Raw genomic sequence first — 18,215 nt, 5'->3', positions numbered from 1 at the left:
AGTGCCGGTTGGCAAAGTTGCTGCAACCAATGGCAACTCGAACAGTGCCCCCCGAGTGGTACACCACAATGACCCCATGGCCCATGAACTGACCCTCGACGATGACCGGTTGTTCCCTCCTGACGACACCACCAGGAAGATCGCCCGTCGCATCTATGCCGAGACCCGCGACCTGCCGGTCATCTCTCCGCATGGACACGTGCCACCGGCGTGGCTGGCCGACAACACCTCCTTCGACAACCCCACTCGGCTGTTGATCACCCCCGACCACTACCTCAACCGGATCATGCACGCCAACGGTGTCGAGCTATCCGAACTTGGGGTGCCGATGTCCCGCCCGGTGATGGATGAGGCCGGAAATCGCAAAGCATTCCGTACCTTGTGCGAGCACTGGGCCGATTACCGTGGAACCGCCATGCGCTACTGGCTAACTGATCAGCTGGTGAGGGTCTTCGGGGTGCGGCAGCGGCCCTCGGCCGAGACAGCCGATGCCATCTACGACACCATCCAGGCCTGGATCGACGACGAGAATCATCGGCCCCGCCAGCTGATGGATCAGTTCCGGATCTCCTTCCTCGCGACCACCGATGACCCCTGCGATGACCTGCGCTTCCACCAGAAGCTGCACGCTGATACCAAGTTCTCCGAGGCCCACACCGTCGTCCCGACCTTCCGTCCCGACAAGTACCTCGAACCGGCCCGCACCGACTGGAACACCAGCATCGACCGCCTCGCTGAGGTCACCGGCCTGGATACCAGCACTTTGGCGGGATACACCGATGCGATGGAGAACCGCCGCGCGTATTTCAGGGCCAACGGGGCTGTGTCCACTGATCACTCGCATGATGATCTGGCCGCCGAATATTTGGATGATGCTCTAGCCCAGGAGCTGTACCGCAAGGCCCGGCGCAACGAGATCTCCGGTGAGGAGGCTGTCGCTCTGCGACGTCACCTGCTGATGGACCAAGCCAGGATGGCGACTGAGGACGGTCTGACGATGACTCTTCACCCGGCTGTGTGGCGCGACCACGACCCTGCCACGGCCGAGGCCTACGGCCAGGATGTCGGCTGCGACATCCCCTACGCGGTCGAGATGACCAAGGCACTGCGTCCCATGCTCAATGCCTTCGGGAACCATCCGAACCTGAACTTGGTGCTGTTCACCTTGGACGAGGACACCTACTCTCGTGAGATCGCCCCATTGGCCGGGTTCTACCGTTCGGTGTACATCGGGGTGCCATGGTGGTTCATCGATGCACCGGAATCGATCATGCGTTTCAAGCAGTCGGTCACCGAGATGGGCGGGTTCTCCCGCATCTCCGGGATGATTGATGACACCCGGGCCTTCTGTTCCATCCCGGCTCGCCACGACATGATGCGGCGTCTTGACGCCGCCCATCTGGCCCAACTCGTGGTCATTCACCGGCTCGACGAGGACGAGGCCATTGATCAGGCCCATCGGCTGGTCGTCGACAATCCGAAGAAGGTATTCAAGCTGTGAACTTGAACCGCGCAGAACATGGCCGCCCGGCTGCTCCGATTCGGATCATCCATCTTGGCATCGGCAATTTCACCCGCGCTCACCAGGCCTGGTATACCGAGCATGCTGACGATGCCGATCAGTGGGGCATCGCTGGGTTCACCGGTCGCACTACCTTGAAACCCCGTAGCTCACCTCGCGACGATGCGCTGGACGCACAGGGTGGGGTTTACCAGCTCGACGTCCAGCATCCCGGCGGGGACAGGATCGAGGTGATCTCCTCGGTGTCGGCTTCATTCCGCTCCCACGACATCGCCTCGTGGACTAGGCTCTTCGCCGATCCCCAGGTGGTGATCGTCACTTCCACCATCACCGAGGCCGGGTACTGCCGCAATGATGAGGGAGATCTGGATCTCACCGATCATGCGGTGCTCAAGGATCTGGATCTGCTTCGGTCAGGCGATCTGGAGTCCGCGGTGTTCACCGGGCCAGCCAAATTCGTTCGTGGGCTGCTGGCCCGCCGGGCGGCGGGGGCCGGGGCAATCACCTTTGTCCCCTGCGACAACGTTCCTGGCAATGGGACAATGGCCGAACAGGTGATTCGCCAGGCGGCTGGATACGTCGATGCGAGTTTGGTTCCTTGGATTGAGGAAAATGTCGGCTTCGTTACCACGATGGTCGACAGAATCACTCCGAGGGTATCTGGTGAGGATATCCAGCGCGTCACGGAACTCACTGGGATCAGCGATCCGGGCTTGGTAGTGACCGAACCGTTCACTGAATGGGTGATGGCAGGAGAGTTCAAGGCTGGGCGTCCGGCTTGGGAATCGGTGGGTGCCCAGTTTGTTGATGACATCGCTCCTCACGAGATGCGCAAGCTGTACCTGCTCAACGGGTCGCATTCGTTGATGGCCTACTGTGCCTCGGCGCTCGGCATCGATACAGTCTGCAACGCTATCAATGATCCCCGGGTTCGCGGATGGGTGGAAGCCTACTGGGACGATGCAGTCAAACAGGTGCCGCTCAGTGATGATGAGCTCAATGCCTACCGCAGGGCTCTGGTCACGCGGTTCGACAACCCGCAGATGAAGGACCAACTGGCACGCATCGCGATGGATGGCACGCAGAAGCTGCCGATCCGCATCGTTCCCCACGTGCAGGCTTTCGGTTCACGAGCCGAGATCGCAACCGGGGCTACCCGGGCCATCGCTGGGTGGCTGCTCCACTTGCGTGGGGTCGGGGCACCGGTTGACGATGCGGCTTCCGGTCAGTTGATGACCAAGGTCTGCGGGGTTGATCTACCCAGTGCCGCAGAAATCGTTCTGGACTTCTTGGGCATCCATGACCAGCGTGTTGCTGATGTTGTCGTGTCGCAGGCTGAGGAGATCCTCGCCCTGCGTGACTGATCCGGCTCCCGGCCAGGGAGGATGATCAGGTGCTGGTAACTTGTGGCCGCTCGAAGGCTGTTGCCTTGGAGGATGCCGACTGGAAATCAGCGTCTAAAGACCGATGGAACGCAGGACCAGCCAGTATCTCCCCGCTCTCGGGGATCTGGTCGAGGATCTGCGAGATGCAGATGGTGATTGTCGTACCGGATGTCTTGGCAGCCCATTTCGCGTTGATACCGTCCGATATCTCCGAGCCTTTGTCAGCGGTCCACACCATGTGATTGTCGCTGGTCCACAGTGCTCTATATCGTCAGCCGTCTTATCCGAAATCATCGTCGCGTTGAGTTCCGCCATACGTGCATACGGTTCTGCGAGGGCCTAGACCTCGTGGTTGCAGGCCATCCGGCTCTCTCGGCGAACTTTCGGTAGGTTCTCTCAGCCATGGCATATGCTCGTCGGCGATCAGCTTCTTGGGATGGGGCCAGATCTGGTTTCCCGGAAACCGCACTTCAGCGTCGGTACAGAATCCGCCCAGCTCCCATGGTCAACTCGATCGGATCGGGCAAATCCATGCCGTGGTAGGGGTTGTTGCGCCCGGCGGATGCAGAATCATCCCGGTTGACCACGCGTCGCCGAGCCGGGTGCACCAGCACCAGGTTCGCGGGACTGCCTACGCCCAGTCCCAGGCCCTGCCCGGGGACCTGCCCGCGGTGGGCCGGGGCTGTCGACATGATGCGGGTCACATCGGTCCAGTCGATCCGACCGGGCAGCAGCAGGGATTCCATGAGGCTGGACAGAGCCTGCTCGAGTGCGGTCATCCCTGGCTTGGCCTGCGGGAATGGGAGATCCTTGAACTGTGCTTCATGCGGGGCATGGTCGGTGCCGACCAGATCAATGGTCCGATCCACCAGGCCGGCTCGCACTGCTTCCACGTCCTCGGCCGAGCGCAGCGGGGGATTGACCTTGTAATCGGTTGATCCGCTGCGTAACAGGTCGGAGGTGAGCAGCATGTGGTGCGGCGTCGCCTCAGCCGTCACATCGACCCCGCGGGCCTTGGCCCACCGGACTACCTCGACCGATTCGGCCGTCGAGAGATGACAGACATGCAGATGCCCGCCTGTGAGCTCGGCTAGTTGGACATCCCGGGCGATGATTGAGGACTCCGCAGCCCATGGCCAACCGGGCAAACCCAGTTCGCCAGCGATGGATCTCTCATCAGCACATGCATCGGCCGGAGCCAGCCTATGGTCTTGGGAGTGCTGGGCAATGACCACGTTGTGGGCAGCCGACAGTTCTAGGGCACGGCGCATCAGCACTGGATCCATCAGACACCGGCCGTCGTCGGAGAACAGTCTCACCCCGCATGCCGCCATCTCCGCGATAGGGGACAGCTGTTGCCCGGCGAGATCGATGGTTAATGAGCCGATCGGGAAGACCTCATTGTGGGCAGATGTGCGGGCCAACTTCCGCATGGATTCCACCCGCTCCACCGAATCGGTCACCGGATCGGTGTTCGCCATGGCGCATACCGCGGTGTAGCCGCCGGCAACCGCGGCCGCGGTTCCCGATGCGATGGTTTCGGAGGCCTCGAAACCCGGTTCCCTCAGATGCGTGTGGATATCGACGAATCCCGGCAACACCACCAGGCCGTCGGCCTCAATGAGTTCCGACCCCTCCGGCGCCTCCGCGACGAAGACTCCCCGGGCCACATGGAGATCGACGATATTGCCGACGGCATCCATTGCGCCGCGGATGGAGAACGCTTTCTGCTCGGCTTGTTCAGTCATCCTTGCTCGCCTCGCGTACCGCTATCGCCCGTAGTTGATTGTCCCGGTTCTGCACCAGCACCTGACGCACCTGGGCAGGCAGCTCATTGGTCGCCATCCAGGCATCAAGCTTGGCGATCCACTCGCGGTCCGCGAGCACGGAAGGCCACAGATGGTTCAGTGCGGTCTGGCGGGCGATGTGGCCACGGGAGGCCCAGGAACCGCTGGACGTGGCGATCTCCTCACACAGCTTTAGATAGGCGTCCTGGTAACCAGCGAGGATGTCTTCTTGACCATAATTCCAGAGATGCTGCGCCACCGCGATGTGCATGGCATTGGCGATCTCGGGGTCTGCGGTGGCTGCCGACCAGGCTTGGGCCTTGGTGATCGGATCCGCCAGAGCTGAGCGGGCACCTGCAGCGAACTGGGCCCCGGAGATGGTGTTGTCCTGCCGAGCCTCGGCGTCAATTTCCGGAGTGCCGATCCGACCCAGACGAGCCAAGGTAGTGATGATCGCCCACCTGCGGTCGGCGTCAATGGGGAGACCCGGAGGAACCTCCTCGCCGGCAAGCCAGCCCTCGATCAACTCCGCGCCAGCGGGGGAGTCGATGGCACGGATCATGGCGTCGGCGATGGCGAGTTGGCGATCCGAGCCCGGATCTGCGGTTGCCAGGAATTCCGCGAGGGCAGCCACCAGTCTGGCTCGCAATCCTTGGCGCTGGTCCATGGGAGCGTAGCCGGTCACTGCCAGGTGTGCCTGGGTCAAGTTATTGATGATCGCAGTGGGATGGAACTCGGCTTTCATACCTGCCAGCACGATGTCCAAGTACTCGACGGTGGGCAGTTCAGCGTCGCGCCAGGTATCCCACAGAGCCGTCCAGATCATGGCCCTGGCCAACGGGTCACCGAGGGACGCGAAGGATCTCCTCACGGTGTCCATGGAACGCGGATCGAATCTCACCTTGACGTAAGAGAGATCCCGGTCATTCAGCAGCACCAGATCTGCGGCCTTAACCCCGGCTAGAACCGCGATCGGAGTCGAGGAGCCGTGCACGTCCACCTCAAGACTGTCCCGACGCACCAAGATGTCATCCACCACATCGAACAATCCGATGGCCAGCCGGTGGGTGCGCAGCGTCGGGGCGTTATCGGCCGCCGACTGGGTGATGGCGAAACTGGTGTAGTTGCCTTCGTCATCCACATCGACCACCGGGGTCACCTTGTTTACCCCAGTGGTCTCCAGCCATTCGGTGGCGAACTGGGACAGATCCCTGCCCGAGGCCTTTTGCAGGGCATCCAACAGGTCTGCGAAGGTGGAGTTCCCCCAGGCGTGTGCCTCCAAGTAATTGCGAACCCCGGCCAGGAACTGGTCGCGTCCGACATAGGCCACCAACTGCTTGAGCACCGAGGCGCCCTTGGCATAGGTGATGCCGTCGAAGTTCTGGTCGACCGCCTCCAAATCCACCATGTCCGCGGCGATCGGGTGTGTGGTCGGCCACTGGTCGACGCGGTAAGCCCATAGTTTGCGTTGATTGGCGAAGGTGATCCATGGATCATCGCCCCCGTGGCGCTTGGCGATCTGCTCCTGGCAGAAATATGCGGACCACTCGGCAAAGGATTCGTTCAGCCATAGGTCGTCCCACCACTGCATGGTGACCAGGTCTCCGAACCACATGTGGGCCAGTTCGTGGAGAATCGTGTTGTCGCGACGTGCGTAGTCGTCGGCGGTGACCTGGGCTCGGAAGAGGTATTCGTCGCGCAAGGTTACGCAGCCTGCATTCTCCATGGCCCCCGCGTTGTACTCCGGAAGGAACAACTGGTCATAGGAATCGAAAGGGAAGGGCTGACCGAAGGCCTGCTCATAGACCTCGAAACCACGCTGGGTGGTGGTGGCCATCTGTTCGTGCTCCAAGTACTGGGCCATTGATGCGCGGCACACGAAATCGGCCGGGAGCTCACCCTTCTGCGAGACCACGGTACCGGTCTGCACATGGAATTCCCCGGCCACCAAGGCAGTGATGTAGGTGGAGATCCGTTTGGTCGGGGCGAACTGCCAAGTGGCGAATGGATCGGGGCCGGGCGTGGGAGCTACGGCAGGGGAGTTCGAGTAGACCTTCCAATGAGCTGGGGCGATGACAGCCAATTCAAAGGTGGCTTTCTGGTCGGGCTGGTCGAAACAGGCGTACATGCGCCGAGCATCTGCGGTTTCGAACTGAGAGTAGAGATACACCTTGCCATCGGCCGGATCGACGAAACGGTGCAGTCCTTCGCCGGTACGCGAATAACGGCACAACGCGGTGACGGTCAGCTGGTGTTCGCCCTCGCCAAGGGATAGGGGCAGCCGGGCGCCATTGAAACCGGAGACATCGATCTGCTCCCCGTCGCACCAGGCATCGATCAGCTGGTCTGCGATGATATCGATCCACGTGTCGCCCTTGGCCGAGGTGAAGCGGGCCGTGGATGTCGAGACGAAATGGGTCTCCGGGGTCTCGAGGGGGTTCCCGTCCACTCCGCGACCGGAGAGATCCACCTCGACGCGGTAGGCCGCGGCGGTGAGGATCTCGGAACGCTGGCGCGCCTGATCACGGGTGATATTCACGATGCTGCTCATCGATACTCCATGGAATCGTTGTCAGTGCCCATTGCCGCCTCGGTTGCGGTGCGGGGCAGTGGTGAAACCACTGTATCCCGGGGTGAGCAGTGTTCCCACTTGACGCGTCTGGTTGGCTAGTGACATGACTTCCGCCCAAACTGTCGATTTCTGGTTTGACCCATTGTGCCCGTGGGCCTGGATTGCCTCACGATGGATGCTTGAAGTGGAAAAGGTGCGCCCGGTACACACCGTCTTCCATGTGATGAGCCTGTCGGTCCTCAACCAGGGCCGGGATCTGCCCGAGGATTACCAGGCTCACATGGAGCACGGATGGATCGGCGTGCGCGCCGCCATCGGTGTGGAGAAGCAATACGGCACGGAAGCGCTACGCGACTTTTACACCGCCATCGGTACCCGCTACCACCTCGGTGGCGAGCCGAAGGGTGATATCGAAGTCGTGAGATCTTCCCTCAATGATTGCGGTTTCGATCTAGCCATTGCGGATCAGGCCACCACCGGTGTGCATGACGCTGATCTCATCGCATCCCACCATGCCGGAATGGACCCGGTAGGCGACGAGGTTGGGACCCCCGTCATCCACATCAACGGCAAGGCGCTCTTCGGGCCAGTCATCTCTCCAGCTCCCAAAGGAGAGCAAGCAGGTCGGCTGTTCGACGGCTTTGCCCTAGTCACCGAGGTTGATGGTTTCTTTGAGCTGAAGCGATCCCGCGATCGTGGCCCGGTCTTCGACTAACGTCAATGACGCGGGTGATTCGACACATCGTTTCGCGTCGCTGCACGGATCGTGTCGGTCTGGCTTCTAGAATGGCCTAAGGATTTGCCCAACCAGGAGGAGATCGGTGTCGTTGACAGTTACGGCGCAACGGGCCGCCCGGCGAGGTTTCATCGACGACGGGCCCGGCGAGGAAACCGGTCACGTTGTCCCTCGCCGTGCGATGCGTGCCGAGAACGAACTGCCGACGCTGGCACCCATCCCGGCTCTGTGCCCGCAGCAGCCCGCTACAACCGGGATGCTACCGATCGCCATCACCGAAGAGTTCCCGATCGTCCGGGAGCATCCCCGTCGTCGTGCTCCGATCCGGGCGCTGCTTGATCGGCTGCTGCTGGGCAGTGAGGGTGCGGCCCGGCGGGCATTGGTCGATCCAGACCAACTCCTTGCTGCTGAGTTGATGAGATTGTCCGGGTTGGATCCTCGATGGGGCTTTTTGCAAGCGGTCCGCTCTACTGAGACCGGATCGGAGTTCGACCACTGGGTTATCGGCCCCGGCGGGGTGTACCTGCTCAACGCCAAGCATCTTCCCGGCGCGAAGCTGTTGGTCACCGGTGACCGCTTCCTGATCAATGGTGAGGAATCTGACTACGTTCCCCGGATCCGTGGCGAGGCGCGGCGCAGTGCCGGCCAACTGGCTGCAGAATCCCGATGGAATTACGATGTCAACGGAATCATCGTTCCGGTCAACGAGCGTCGTCTGGTAATCGAGAGATTCCCGGTGGATGTCGCTGTCGTCGACCCGGGTGACGTCGCTAACTGGCTGGTGAACCGACCGGAGCAGATGGGCAAGAAAGACATCCTCGAAGCCTTTTCTGCCGCGCGTGACAGGGCTACTTGGTCTCCGAAGTTCGCGCTGTGAACGCCGCCGTATTTCAGGGGCCAGACCCCGCCGTCCGTCACGCTTGGAACGATCTGGTTCAGCGCATTGTCGAGGCTCAGCAAGCCTACTACGGCAATGATGCTCCCATATTGTCGGATGCTGCCTACGATTCCTTGATGGGTGAGCTCATCGATCTCGAACGAGCCCATCCAGGGTTGCGCACCCCCGACAGTCCCACCCAGCGGGTGGGTGCCCCCAAAATGACCGATTTCGCCTCGTTCACCCATCCGAGCCAGATGCTATCGCTGGACAATGTTTTCAGCCCCACCGAGTTGGCCGACTGGATGCACCGGACCCAGGCGGCACTCGGTGGCGAGCCAGTGAACTGGTTGTGCGAACTGAAGATCGACGGGCTCGCGGTGAACCTGGTCTATCGCGATGGTCGGCTGGTAACCGGCGCTACTCGTGGCGATGGCCGGGTGGGGGAGGACATCACTCCCAATGTCAGGACGATCCGTGATCTGCCCGGGGTACTGACAGCAGACCCCGCACCACGTGAAATCGAGGTGCGTGGAGAAGTCTTCTTCCCGACGGCGGCCTTCGGCGATCTGAATGCATCCCTGGTTGCCGACAAGAAGGCCCCGTTCGCTAATCCGCGTAACGCAGCTGCTGGGTCGCTTAGGCAAAAGAATCCCGCAATCACCGCCACCCGACCGCTGCACATGCTGGTTCACGGCATCGGCGTGCACAATGAGGCCGGAACCATGATCCGCCAGTCGCAGACCTACGAACTGCTGGGTTCTTGGGGACTGCCAACTGCCACCACCTTCCGGGTCCTCAATTCGGTTGGCGCAGTCCTGGACTTCGTCGCCTACCACGGTGAGCACCGTCATGATCTCGCTCACGACATCGACGGGATCGTTGTCAAGGTCGACGATCTCGCTGCCCAACAGCGGTTGGGTAATACCTCCAGGGCTCCTCGCTGGGCGATCGCCTACAAATACCCACCCGAGGAGGTCAACACCAAGCTCCTGGGCATTGAGGTCGGTGTGGGGCGCACCGGCCGGGTTACTCCCTTCGCCGTGATGGAACCAGTTCTCGTCGCCGGATCGACGGTGGCCCGGGCCACCCTGCACAACCCCACCGAGGTGGCGCGCAAGGGCGTGCTGATTGGTGACACTGTGGTGATCCGCAAGGCAGGCGACGTGATCCCGGAGGTCTTGGGTCCCGTCGTGGGACTGCGTGACGGTACCGAGCACGCCTTCGTCATGCCTGGTCATTGCCCATCCTGCGGTGCCGAGTTGCGCCCGGAGAAGGAATCCGACAAGGACATCCGCTGCCCCAATGCGCGTTCTTGTCCCGACCAACTGGTGGAGCGGCTGGTCGGGTTGGCGGCTCGCGATGGGCTGGACATTGAGGTGTTGGGGGAAAAGGGGGCTCGTGCCCTGTTGTCGAGCAAGGTACTGGATAACGAGGCGGGGCTGTTCGATCTGACCGCCGATGACCTTGTCGAGGCGGACCTCATCCGCCGCCAGCTCACCGATGAGTCAGGGGACGAGGAGAAATTCCAGTACGTGTTCACCCGGGCCGCCAAGAAATCTGATCCCCCCGAAATGGTGCGGGAAGGCCGAGTGCTTTCGGTGAACGGGGCAAAGCTGCTGGCAAACCTGGAGACGGCAAAGACTCAGCCGTTGTGGCGGGTCATCAACTCGCTGTCCATCCGTCACGTCGGTCCCGTCGCTGCCCGGGCGCTTGCCGGTGCCCTGGGATCCATGGCGGTGATCCGTGAGGCGAGTGTCGAGGAACTGGCCCGCATCGAGGGAGTTGGTGAGATCATTGCCGAGGCCATTGTTGAGTGGTTCGCCGAACCCTGGCATCGCGACATCGTCGAACGCTGGGCGCAGGCCGGGGTGCGGATGGCCGATGCCCCTCCGCAGACCGAGGCACGGCCACAGACCCTGGCGGGATTGACCTTTGTGGTCACTGGCACCTTGGAAGGATTCACCAGGGATGATGCCAAGGATGCGATCGTCGTCCGGGGGGGCAGGGCAGCGGGTTCGGTGTCCCGGAAAACCGATTACGTGGTAGTCGGAGCTGGTGCCGGGTCGAAGGCCACCAAGGCTGCCGAGCTGGGTGTGCCGGTCATCGACGAGGAGGCCTTCCGGAGGCTTCTTGAATCCGGCCCATCCGGGGTGGAATCCGTTTCTGGCCCGGACCGATGATTTCCGCACCTGTGTTTCCTCCAGGGTGATCATCTGGGACGATATGTGCATGCGTGTTCACATCGGAACTGACCATGCCGCCTTTGAACTGAAGGAGTTCCTCAGCGCACGATTGCGTGAGGGTGGCTACGAGGTCGTCGACCATGGCGCTCTCGTTGTTGATCCCGAGGATGATTATCCGGATTTCATCATCCCTTGCGCTCAGGCCGTGGCTGCTGAGGAGGGGAGCCTCGGAATCGTGCTGGGTGGTTCGGGCAATGGGGAACAGATAGCTGCTAATAAGGTGCCCGGGATCCGGGCGGTGCTGGCCAACAATGTCGAATTCGCCCTGCTCGGTCGCCAGCACAACAATGCCAATGTCGTGAGCCTCGGCGGGCGTTTCGTCGAGCCCGATGCGGCCTGGGAGATCGTTCGCGCTTTCTTGGAGACCGAGTACACCGGCGAGGAACGCCATGCCCGGCGCCTGGCAAAGCTCCAGGCTTACGAGCAGCTCCGAGGAGTGTGACGGGCAGCAGAAGTCAGCGAATGTGCTTGGGGTGAGCGGTGCTGCGTCGATCCGGGTTGCCGATCGTGGATGCTGCGGTTGGCATTCCGGATCCCGTTCCCCCAATCGGGGTGGTGAACGCACTGCGGACGGCTACCAGGCCAGGTGCCGCTGCAGTGCGGTTCATCACACGTGGATGACCTTGGACCTTGCCTCTAGCGGTTGTCCCGGTGAGGACCGGAAGGATGTCCGGTGATTCTGCACCCCGGTCCGAAGACTTGAAGCGAGAGTTTGAATACATCGCAGTCGACTTCCGAAGAGTCGTTCGTAGGAGGGCTTAGCCAGTTGCTGTCGGACGGTATTGGATATCGATGACTCACATGGGACTGCCGGTCGTGATGAGAATCTGTGATGGGTGCCTGCGGTAACCGATGCCCCGGGTCATTCGGATCGGAGGGTGCCGAGAGCAGCTTCGAGTCGCTCGACCTTGCCTGTCATCTCACCGCTGCGCTCACCTCTGATGTCAGCCTTCAGCACCAGGGCGACGCGAGGGGAGACAGCCGCCACGGCCTCCACCGCCTGGTGAATGACCGAGAAGCATTCCTCCCAGCTGCCCTCAATGTTGGTGAACATCGAGTTCGTCTCATTGGGAAGCCCCGACTCGCGCACAACCTTGACCGCGGCAGCCACCGCATCGTGCACTGAACCGTCCTCACCGGAGTCCGAGGGAGTGATGGAGAAGGCAACCAGCATGACCACATTCTACGGTGGTGGGCTGGGCATGAGCGGATGCGTACCAGACGCCTGGGGTCTTGATAATGATCCGGGTGGTGCGTGGGCTTGACCCTGTCACCATGTCAGGGGGCAGGGTGTGGTCATGACCGAGACCTCTGAACTGATGTCGATTGGTGAGTTCAGCTCGCTGAGCAGATTGTCGGTGCGGATGCTGCGGCACTACGACACCCATGGTGTCCTGGTGCCTGCGTCGGTGGATCCATGGACTGGCTACCGGCGGTATGCCGCCAGCCAGTTGCGGGACGCCGCCGACATCCGGAACCTGCGCGACGTCGGATTCGGCGTTTCCGCCATCTCAGCCCTCCTTGCAGCCCGCGGTACCCCCGCCTGGCCGAGTGCGTTGCAGCTTCAGCGCCGGACTTTGGTGGAGGAACTGGGCGCTGCCAAGGCGCGGTTGTCCCTCATCACACGGATGCTCGACCAAGGAGAACCAATGTCTATCACCATCGAACGCACTACTATTCCGGCGATGACCGTCGTCGCCCTGCACGGGACGGTCCCCAGCTACTCCGACGAGGGCCAATTGTGGGACCGGATGATGCCCGCTATGAGCGCCCAGCAGATCACCCCCGCAGGTCCCTGTGGGGTCATCGAACACGACGACGAGTTCATCGAACGCGACGCCGAACTTTCGGTCTTCCTGCCCGTTGCGTCCGGTACCACCGCGGAACCACCGCTGGAGATTCTCGAACTTCCACAGCGTGACTGCCTTGTGGCCAGGGTCGTCGGTCCTTATGACCAAATTTCGCAGGCCCACGACCTGATTGCCGAGCGCATGGTGGCCGACGGACTGCAACGGTTGCGGGACGGCAGCCTGCGGCCAAGTGCTTCAACAGGTATCTGATCACCCCGGATCAGGTGGGTCCGGAAGAACTCGTGACCGAGGTCTGTGTCCCGCTGGCCTGAGACATCTGGCTCGGTGCGCCCCTGCCCCCGGCAGACGATGCTTTGGGGACAGGCTCGGCGGGTGGAAGGCGGGAAACCTCTTCCCACCCGCCGGGTCAAAGACTCTGACGAGGAAGCCGGTCAGCGTTGCACACCTCCGATGCCCGGAGCTGACCGGCTTCCTGCAGGTAGAGGTATCGATCCGGTGCCGGCCTATGCCGCTCCCGGCTACTGGGGTAGGGGAGTGCCGTCCTCGGCGTTGAGGTTTTTTCCCATTGACATGATGCCTTCCTTCACCCTGAAACCGAGGTTCTCGTAGAGGGGAATCACCCTGTGGTTGTCTGCGGTGATCTCAAGACTTAACCGGGTGACTCCCTTGGCCCGGAAGCGTTCCTCGACCGTGGTGATCAGTCGTCGCGCGATGCCGTGACCCTGGTAGCTGGGGTGGACTGCCAGCCCGGAGATGACCGCCCGGCGCCCGTTCCAGGCTCCCCAGATGGTCCCGACCACCGCGTCATTCTCATCTACCGCTACCAGCAGAGTGTCGGGATTGAAGCGGTGACATCCGAGGAACTCATGGGTCAGTACCGCCTGGTCGAACGGGTGCCTGAAAGCGGCCCGCTGGCAAGAGGCTACGGCGGGGATGTCGTCGAGAGTCATGTCCCTGACTGAGATGCTCACTCATGGAGCCTACTTCGGACCAGCGTGGTGATGACTCATCGTGGACATGGGAAACGGTCACATCGGTTTCCGAGTGGACGTGCACCGCGTAGTCAGCACCAAAGATCGGAGCGGATGACGGGAATCGAACCCGCGTAGCCAGTTTGGAAGACTGGGGCTCTACCATTGAGCTACATCCGCGTGTCGCAAGCGACCTGCGGAATATTAGCCGAAATCGACAGCGGAATCGAGCCGAGTGCTCGCCGAGTGGATGGGATGGGGCCGAGGGGGAGCTTTGGCGCCGACACTCCTCGGCCCCGATCCGGTGATTCCAGGCTCGTGGAGCGGCTCACTCCTGGGCCTTGTAGGTCCGTCGGCCAATCGCGAAATAGTAGACCGAGGCTAACCCGAGCCAGATCAGACCGGCCAACAGGATGTAACGGCCTGATTCGTAGGTGAGCAGTCCCAAGAAGATCACGGCGATCAGGATGACGGCCACCCATTGGGTGATGGGGTTGCCGGGAACCTTCCATAGCAGCCGTCCTTGGGCCTCTAGGCGCTTTCGCATTCCGGGTTCGGACAGGCAGATCATCAGCCAGGCGAAGAGGAAACCGAAGCCGGACAGGCTGCCCAGCCACAGATATGCGAAATCCGGTGCCAAGACCATGAGGATGACTCCCACGAAGAGCATGCACGAGCTGACCAGGATCGCGGCGAGCGGAACCTTCCGCGTCGGGTGGAGCTTGGCGAACACCGACGGGAAGAATCCATCACGGGACAGTGAGAACAGCATGCGAGAGGTCGCATACACCCCAGTATCGATGCATGACAGGGCTGCGGTGAGCACCACGAAGTTCATGATGTTCGCTGCGGCTGGGCCGCCCAGGATGTCCATGGCATCGACGAAGGGACTCGATGAGGTTCCGGCTGTCGCCCAAGGCACCACGCAGACCAGCACTGCGATCGAGAGCACATAGAGGACGATGATCCGCAGCAGTGTGCTGCGCAGTACCTTCGGTAAATCCTGCTCCGGATGTGCGCTTTCCTCGGCGGCGGTGCCGATCGCCTCGGTTCCTCCGAAGCTGAAGATAACCATCATCATCGCGCCGAATAAGCCGACGATCCCTGCGGGCATGAACCCTCTGTCGTTCGTCATGTTGGCCAAGGTCACGTCGGTATGTGGGGCGATTCCGGTAATTGCTGCTGCTCCCCAGATGATGAAGGCCACCAAGGCAACCACTTTGATCAACGAGAGCCAGAACTCCATCTCGCCGAAGAAAGTGACACCGATGATGTTGACGATCGTCAGCAGGATGGCAACCACCAGGCAGAACACCCAGATTGGGATGTGGGGAAACCACAGGTTCAAGAAGGTTCCAGCCGCGATGCATTCCGATGCGGGTCCGATCAGGAAGGCCAGCCAGTATGTCCAGCCGGTGACGAATCCCGCCCATGGGCCCATGGTGATGGTCGCGTATTTCTGGAAGGAACCCGCAACGGGCATGCCCACCGCCATCTCGGTGAGCATCATCATCACCAGCAGGGTAACGATGCCACCGAGCAGGTAGCACAGGATGACCGCCGGGCCCGCAGTATTAATGGCAGCACCGGCCCCCAGGAAGAACCCGGCGCCGATGACACCACCGATCGCCATCATCGTGAGATGGCGGGCCTTGAGTCCTTTGGTCAGTTCGGAGGGGGTCGTGTCACTCATGGCCCTCTCCCTGCGGGGCAGGCACTTGCTCGATGAACTTGTTGGCGATGTCCAGGCGACGCATGATGACGACGTCGTCGAGGTTCTGCGCGTAGTCGATCAGCCGGGCCAGCCCGTCGGAACGGGCTGGGTGCCCGGAAATCCTGGGATGCACACCGATGGTCATCATCCGGCCGCAGTCGTCGCCATCGTTGAGCAGCCGGTCGATGGCGGCCTTGCCATAGGCAAAGAAATCATCCGGGCTGCCGAAACCGGTGCCCATGATGTAGCGGCAGTCGTTGGTGACCAAGGTGTAGGGCACAACCAAATGCGCCTTTGCGTCGACCGTAGTCCAATAGGGAAGGTCGTCGGAATAGTTGTCGGAGTCGTAGAGGAAACCGCCTTCCTCGACTAGTAGGCTGCGGGTGTTGGTGCTCATCTCGCGGCAGTACCAGCCGAGCGGCCGCTCACCCACGGTGCGTTTGATAGATGCGACGGCGGCCTCAATTGCCATCTTTTCCTCTTCGCGAGTCATCTCGAAGTGGTTTGACCAGCGGTAACCGTGCCCCACGATGTCGTCGCCGCGGGCCGCGATCTTCCGCCCGACCTCTGGATTGCGTTCGATGGCCACGGCTGCGCCGAAGATCGTCGCGTTGATCCCTGCTTGGTCGAAGACTCGGAACAGCCGCCAGATGCCTGCGCGTGATCCATACTCGTACATCGACTCCTTCGCCAAGTCTCTGGTGAGATCCTGCTCGAAGGGCAGTTCGTACATTCCGTCATTAACTCCGTCACCCATGGCATAGGTCTTCTCGGAGCCTTCCTCCTCGTTCACGACGATGTTGACGGCAACCTTGGCCTCGCCCTCCCAGCGGACCATCGGTGGATGCTCCCCATAACCTACGAGCTCTCGTGGTGGGCCATCGAAACAGGCAACGTCATCGTTGCGCAGGAAGGCGTTCTTGGCTGCTTGGTTTTCTGCGGGCATCGGTCAGCTCCCTTCGTTGGTGCCACAAAAGAGCAGCCTGCGGCCATGGGGGTTATTGTCCTTCCCGTCCACGCCGACGGTGGGACTCTGGTTTTCCAGGGCTGTGCTGCTCCTGATGCGTCCCTCCGACGGAGGGACGGCCCGACCGAACCATGGATGAGACTCTGTGGGCAGGGCCAAAGCCTGCGGTCGTACATGTTCGGTCTTGCATACACGAGTGTATCCTGCAGGAGACGGTCAGGTCGAGCCTGAACGTGAGAAAATGATCAAACCCGTGGGCTTGTGAGTCTTCCTCGTCAGGATCCTCGGCGTTCACATCGAGGTCGTCAAGTTCGCCATGGATGGGGTAGTTCTTGCCGATGGCGGCGTTTCCCATGCGCTGGCGGTCGATGACGTAGCCGCGTACGGCGAAGTCGCGCAGGACGCTGGTGGCACGGTGGGGGAACTAAGTGGCGTTTACCCGCGATCGAACTATCCGGAATTTCCGGATAGTTGTCTCACGCCCCAGCTTCCCGAGTGGCGGGCGTTCCCGAGGCGCTCACTGATAGTGCGCATGTCGACGTCGAACGGCTTGGCCATCAGGCGCTGCTTCAGCCAGATCGTTTCATTGTTGGTGCGCTTGATCCGGGGGGGGCAAGGGCGCGGATACAGCGTCACCATACGTGTATGCGATGTCTGACGGACATCGCTCAGCCACTGTAGCTGAAAGGGTAGTTGGTGGTGCTGCTGCATTCATTGATGTGCTTGCTGGCATTCCGGGCCAGTAATCGATATATTCCTGCGTCGCTCGTTGTTACTGCTGGCTTGTGGTAGCGACGCTCGCTATTGACCTCGTTTTCATATGCGTTGATGCAAGCAAGCGGAAGTCGTGCCCAGCACGCTTTTTGTCGTGAGGCTCACCTTTTCCTTTATGCTTCGCATCTTGGATCTGTTGGTTGGATTGTGGGTTAAGCGGCCTTGGATTTGTGAATTATCCTCATTTCAAGGAAATTTAATTTCATTGCGATCATCCTTCGGTAGGTCCTACCTCCGTGATGTCATTTTGCGGATCCCTCTGCTTCTGGTGCAGCCAGGCGGCGGGCAGCTTGGATGACAGCTGCCCGCCGCCTGGCATGTTCCTCCTTGGAAGGTGGCCCACATAGCATACGCGCGACTTGAGGAACAGTTGACCACCAGCCTGCGATCGAGAGTATAAACATCATCAGTTGTGCGGCATCAATATCTTTGGTGATTACTCCCGCCTTCTGACCTTCAAGGACGGCGGCAGTTTTATAGTAGTAGAATGTTCTACGCAGGTCTTCTTCTGGTACTTCATTGTCAAATACCAAAGCTTCCCAGCGAAGAAGACGGATGAGCTCAGGTCGCTCGCAATGGTAATCATAGACGCGTCCTGCGTAGTCGCCAATGTCCTCCGTCGCGAACGAGGTAGCTGGAACCGCCTGAGCAACTGTCGCCAATTCATCGCGAAGTATTGTTGCGAATAATTTATGTTTGCTACCGAAGTAGTTGTAAACACGTTCTTTGTTGACGCCAGCCTTTTTCGCGATATGCTCGACTGTGGTTCCGTCAGGTCCGTACTGCGCGAACTCAGCCGTCGCAGCTTCCTTGATCTTACGTTTGGTGCCTTCAGTATCCCAACCCATCGGGA

Annotated in this window: 15 protein-coding genes and 1 tRNA gene; 7 read left to right on the top strand and 9 right to left on the bottom strand. The window is 61.0% G+C overall.

Annotation, left to right across the window (positions count from 1 at the left end):
- The first annotated feature begins 76 nt into the window (after window positions 1-76).
- Together uxaC and HMPREF1531_RS00385 are read left to right on the top strand one after the other, a co-directional pair.
- Window positions 77-1,501: a glucuronate isomerase gene (gene uxaC / locus HMPREF1531_RS00390; RefSeq protein ID WP_036897842.1), complete on the top strand. Its 1,425-nt coding sequence runs from the start codon at window positions 77-79 to the stop codon at window positions 1,499-1,501.
- Window positions 1,498-2,886 (top strand): mannitol dehydrogenase family protein, encoded by a 1,389-nt coding sequence (locus tag HMPREF1531_RS00385; protein WP_016667906.1) that lies wholly within the window; start codon window positions 1,498-1,500, stop codon window positions 2,884-2,886. Before uxaC ends, HMPREF1531_RS00385 begins: the two co-directional genes overlap by 4 nt.
- A 25-nt stretch (window positions 2,887-2,911) precedes the next feature.
- Here HMPREF1531_RS00385 and HMPREF1531_RS00380 read toward each other — a convergent pair whose 3' ends face one another.
- The 3 genes from HMPREF1531_RS00380 to pepN form a co-directional block, all read right to left on the bottom strand.
- Entirely contained in the window at window positions 2,912-3,145 is a 234-nt protein-coding gene (locus tag HMPREF1531_RS00380) for a hypothetical protein (protein ID WP_036896866.1), read from the bottom strand.
- 232 nt (window positions 3,146-3,377) lie between these two features.
- A complete protein-coding gene (locus HMPREF1531_RS00375; RefSeq protein ID WP_016667904.1) occupies window positions 3,378-4,655 on the bottom strand; it encodes a dihydroorotase in 1,278 nt (425 codons plus the stop codon).
- Complete coding sequence (pepN, locus tag HMPREF1531_RS00370) at window positions 4,648-7,245, bottom strand: aminopeptidase N (RefSeq protein WP_016667903.1); 2,598 nt, start codon at window positions 7,243-7,245, stop codon at window positions 4,648-4,650. Before pepN ends, HMPREF1531_RS00375 begins: the two co-directional genes overlap by 8 nt.
- Window positions 7,246-7,369: 124 nt before the next feature.
- Between pepN and HMPREF1531_RS00365 the strand changes: the two genes are divergently transcribed.
- The 4 genes from HMPREF1531_RS00365 (at window position 7,370) to HMPREF1531_RS00350 (ending at window position 11,567) form a co-directional block, all read left to right on the top strand.
- On the top strand, window positions 7,370-7,981 hold the full coding sequence (locus HMPREF1531_RS00365; RefSeq protein WP_016667902.1) for a mycothiol-dependent nitroreductase Rv2466c family protein: 612 nt from the start codon (window positions 7,370-7,372) through the stop codon (window positions 7,979-7,981).
- A gap of 106 nt (window positions 7,982-8,087) precedes the next feature.
- The gene (locus HMPREF1531_RS00360) at window positions 8,088-8,879 is read left to right on the top strand and encodes a hypothetical protein (RefSeq protein WP_016667901.1); all 792 of its coding nucleotides are present in this window, start codon (window positions 8,088-8,090) and stop codon (window positions 8,877-8,879) included.
- Window positions 8,876-11,062 carry an NAD-dependent DNA ligase LigA gene (gene ligA / locus HMPREF1531_RS00355; protein ID WP_016667900.1) on the top strand — a complete coding sequence of 729 codons (2,187 nt, stop codon included), beginning with the start codon at window positions 8,876-8,878 and terminating at the stop codon, window positions 11,060-11,062. Before HMPREF1531_RS00360 ends, ligA begins: the two co-directional genes overlap by 4 nt.
- A gap of 49 nt (window positions 11,063-11,111) precedes the next feature.
- Window positions 11,112-11,567, top strand: coding sequence for a ribose-5-phosphate isomerase (locus HMPREF1531_RS00350; RefSeq protein ID WP_156860115.1), 456 nt, complete (start codon window positions 11,112-11,114; stop codon window positions 11,565-11,567).
- Between the two features lie 420 nt (window positions 11,568-11,987).
- Here HMPREF1531_RS00350 and HMPREF1531_RS00340 read toward each other — a convergent pair whose 3' ends face one another.
- Complete coding sequence (locus HMPREF1531_RS00340; RefSeq protein WP_016667897.1) at window positions 11,988-12,299, bottom strand: thiamine-binding protein; 312 nt, start codon at window positions 12,297-12,299, stop codon at window positions 11,988-11,990.
- Window positions 12,300-12,423: 124 nt separating this feature from the next.
- Here HMPREF1531_RS00340 and HMPREF1531_RS12610 point away from each other — a divergent pair, with 124 nt between their 5' ends.
- Complete coding sequence (locus tag HMPREF1531_RS12610) at window positions 12,424-13,185, top strand: MerR family transcriptional regulator (RefSeq protein WP_016667896.1); 762 nt, start codon at window positions 12,424-12,426, stop codon at window positions 13,183-13,185.
- A gap of 269 nt (window positions 13,186-13,454) precedes the next feature.
- Here the strand turns inward: HMPREF1531_RS12610 and HMPREF1531_RS00330 are convergent, their stop codons facing one another.
- The 5 genes from HMPREF1531_RS00330 to HMPREF1531_RS00305 all read right to left on the bottom strand — a co-directional run bounded on the left by HMPREF1531_RS00330 (window position 13,455) and on the right by HMPREF1531_RS00305 (window position 18,210).
- On the bottom strand, window positions 13,455-13,907 hold the full coding sequence (locus HMPREF1531_RS00330) for a GNAT family N-acetyltransferase (RefSeq protein WP_016667895.1): 453 nt from the start codon (window positions 13,905-13,907) through the stop codon (window positions 13,455-13,457).
- A 109-nt stretch (window positions 13,908-14,016) separates the two neighbouring features.
- Window positions 14,017-14,087, bottom strand: a tRNA-Gly gene (locus HMPREF1531_RS00325).
- Between the two features lie 148 nt (window positions 14,088-14,235).
- Window positions 14,236-15,600, bottom strand: coding sequence for an amino acid permease (locus tag HMPREF1531_RS00320; RefSeq protein WP_016667894.1), 1,365 nt, complete (start codon window positions 15,598-15,600; stop codon window positions 14,236-14,238).
- A complete protein-coding gene (locus tag HMPREF1531_RS00315) occupies window positions 15,593-16,567 on the bottom strand; it encodes a polysaccharide deacetylase family protein (protein ID WP_016667893.1) in 975 nt (324 codons plus the stop codon). Before HMPREF1531_RS00315 ends, HMPREF1531_RS00320 begins: the two co-directional genes overlap by 8 nt.
- A gap of 1,037 nt (window positions 16,568-17,604) precedes the next feature.
- The gene (locus HMPREF1531_RS00305) at window positions 17,605-18,210 is read right to left on the bottom strand and encodes a TetR family transcriptional regulator (RefSeq protein WP_016667891.1); all 606 of its coding nucleotides are present in this window, start codon (window positions 18,208-18,210) and stop codon (window positions 17,605-17,607) included.
- Window positions 18,211-18,215 lie beyond the last annotated feature (5 nt).

Source organism: Propionibacterium sp. oral taxon 192 str. F0372, assembly GCF_000413315.1.
Lineage (GTDB): Bacteria > Actinomycetota > Actinomycetes > Propionibacteriales > Propionibacteriaceae > Brooklawnia.
The sequence above is the reverse complement of the archived record's forward strand: the minus strand, read 5'-3'. Positions and strand labels throughout refer to the sequence as shown.

What these genes read in the sequence shown, in the direction of transcription:
- uxaC (WP_036897842.1), top strand. Translation starts at nt 77, where the DNA reads ATGGCCCATGAACTGACCCTCGACGATGACCGGTTGTTCCCTCCTGAC.
- HMPREF1531_RS00350 (WP_156860115.1), top strand. Translation starts at nt 11,112, where the DNA reads ATGCGTGTTCACATCGGAACTGACCATGCCGCCTTTGAACTGAAGGAG.
- HMPREF1531_RS12610 (WP_016667896.1), top strand. Translation starts at nt 12,424, where the DNA reads ATGACCGAGACCTCTGAACTGATGTCGATTGGTGAGTTCAGCTCGCTG.
- HMPREF1531_RS00340 (WP_016667897.1), bottom strand. Translation starts at nt 12,299, where the DNA reads ATGCTGGTTGCCTTCTCCATCACTCCCTCGGACTCCGGTGAGGACGGT.
- HMPREF1531_RS00320 (WP_016667894.1), bottom strand. Translation starts at nt 15,600, where the DNA reads ATGAGTGACACGACCCCCTCCGAACTGACCAAAGGACTCAAGGCCCGC.
- pepN (WP_016667903.1), bottom strand. Translation starts at nt 7,245, where the DNA reads ATGAGCAGCATCGTGAATATCACCCGTGATCAGGCGCGCCAGCGTTCC.
- HMPREF1531_RS00365 (WP_016667902.1), top strand. Translation starts at nt 7,370, where the DNA reads ATGACTTCCGCCCAAACTGTCGATTTCTGGTTTGACCCATTGTGCCCG.
- HMPREF1531_RS00315 (WP_016667893.1), bottom strand. Translation starts at nt 16,567, where the DNA reads ATGCCCGCAGAAAACCAAGCAGCCAAGAACGCCTTCCTGCGCAACGAT.
- HMPREF1531_RS00380 (WP_036896866.1), bottom strand. Translation starts at nt 3,145, where the DNA reads ATGGTGTGGACCGCTGACAAAGGCTCGGAGATATCGGACGGTATCAAC.
- HMPREF1531_RS00375 (WP_016667904.1), bottom strand. Translation starts at nt 4,655, where the DNA reads ATGACTGAACAAGCCGAGCAGAAAGCGTTCTCCATCCGCGGCGCAATG.
- HMPREF1531_RS00305 (WP_016667891.1), bottom strand. Translation starts at nt 18,210, where the DNA reads ATGGGTTGGGATACTGAAGGCACCAAACGTAAGATCAAGGAAGCTGCG.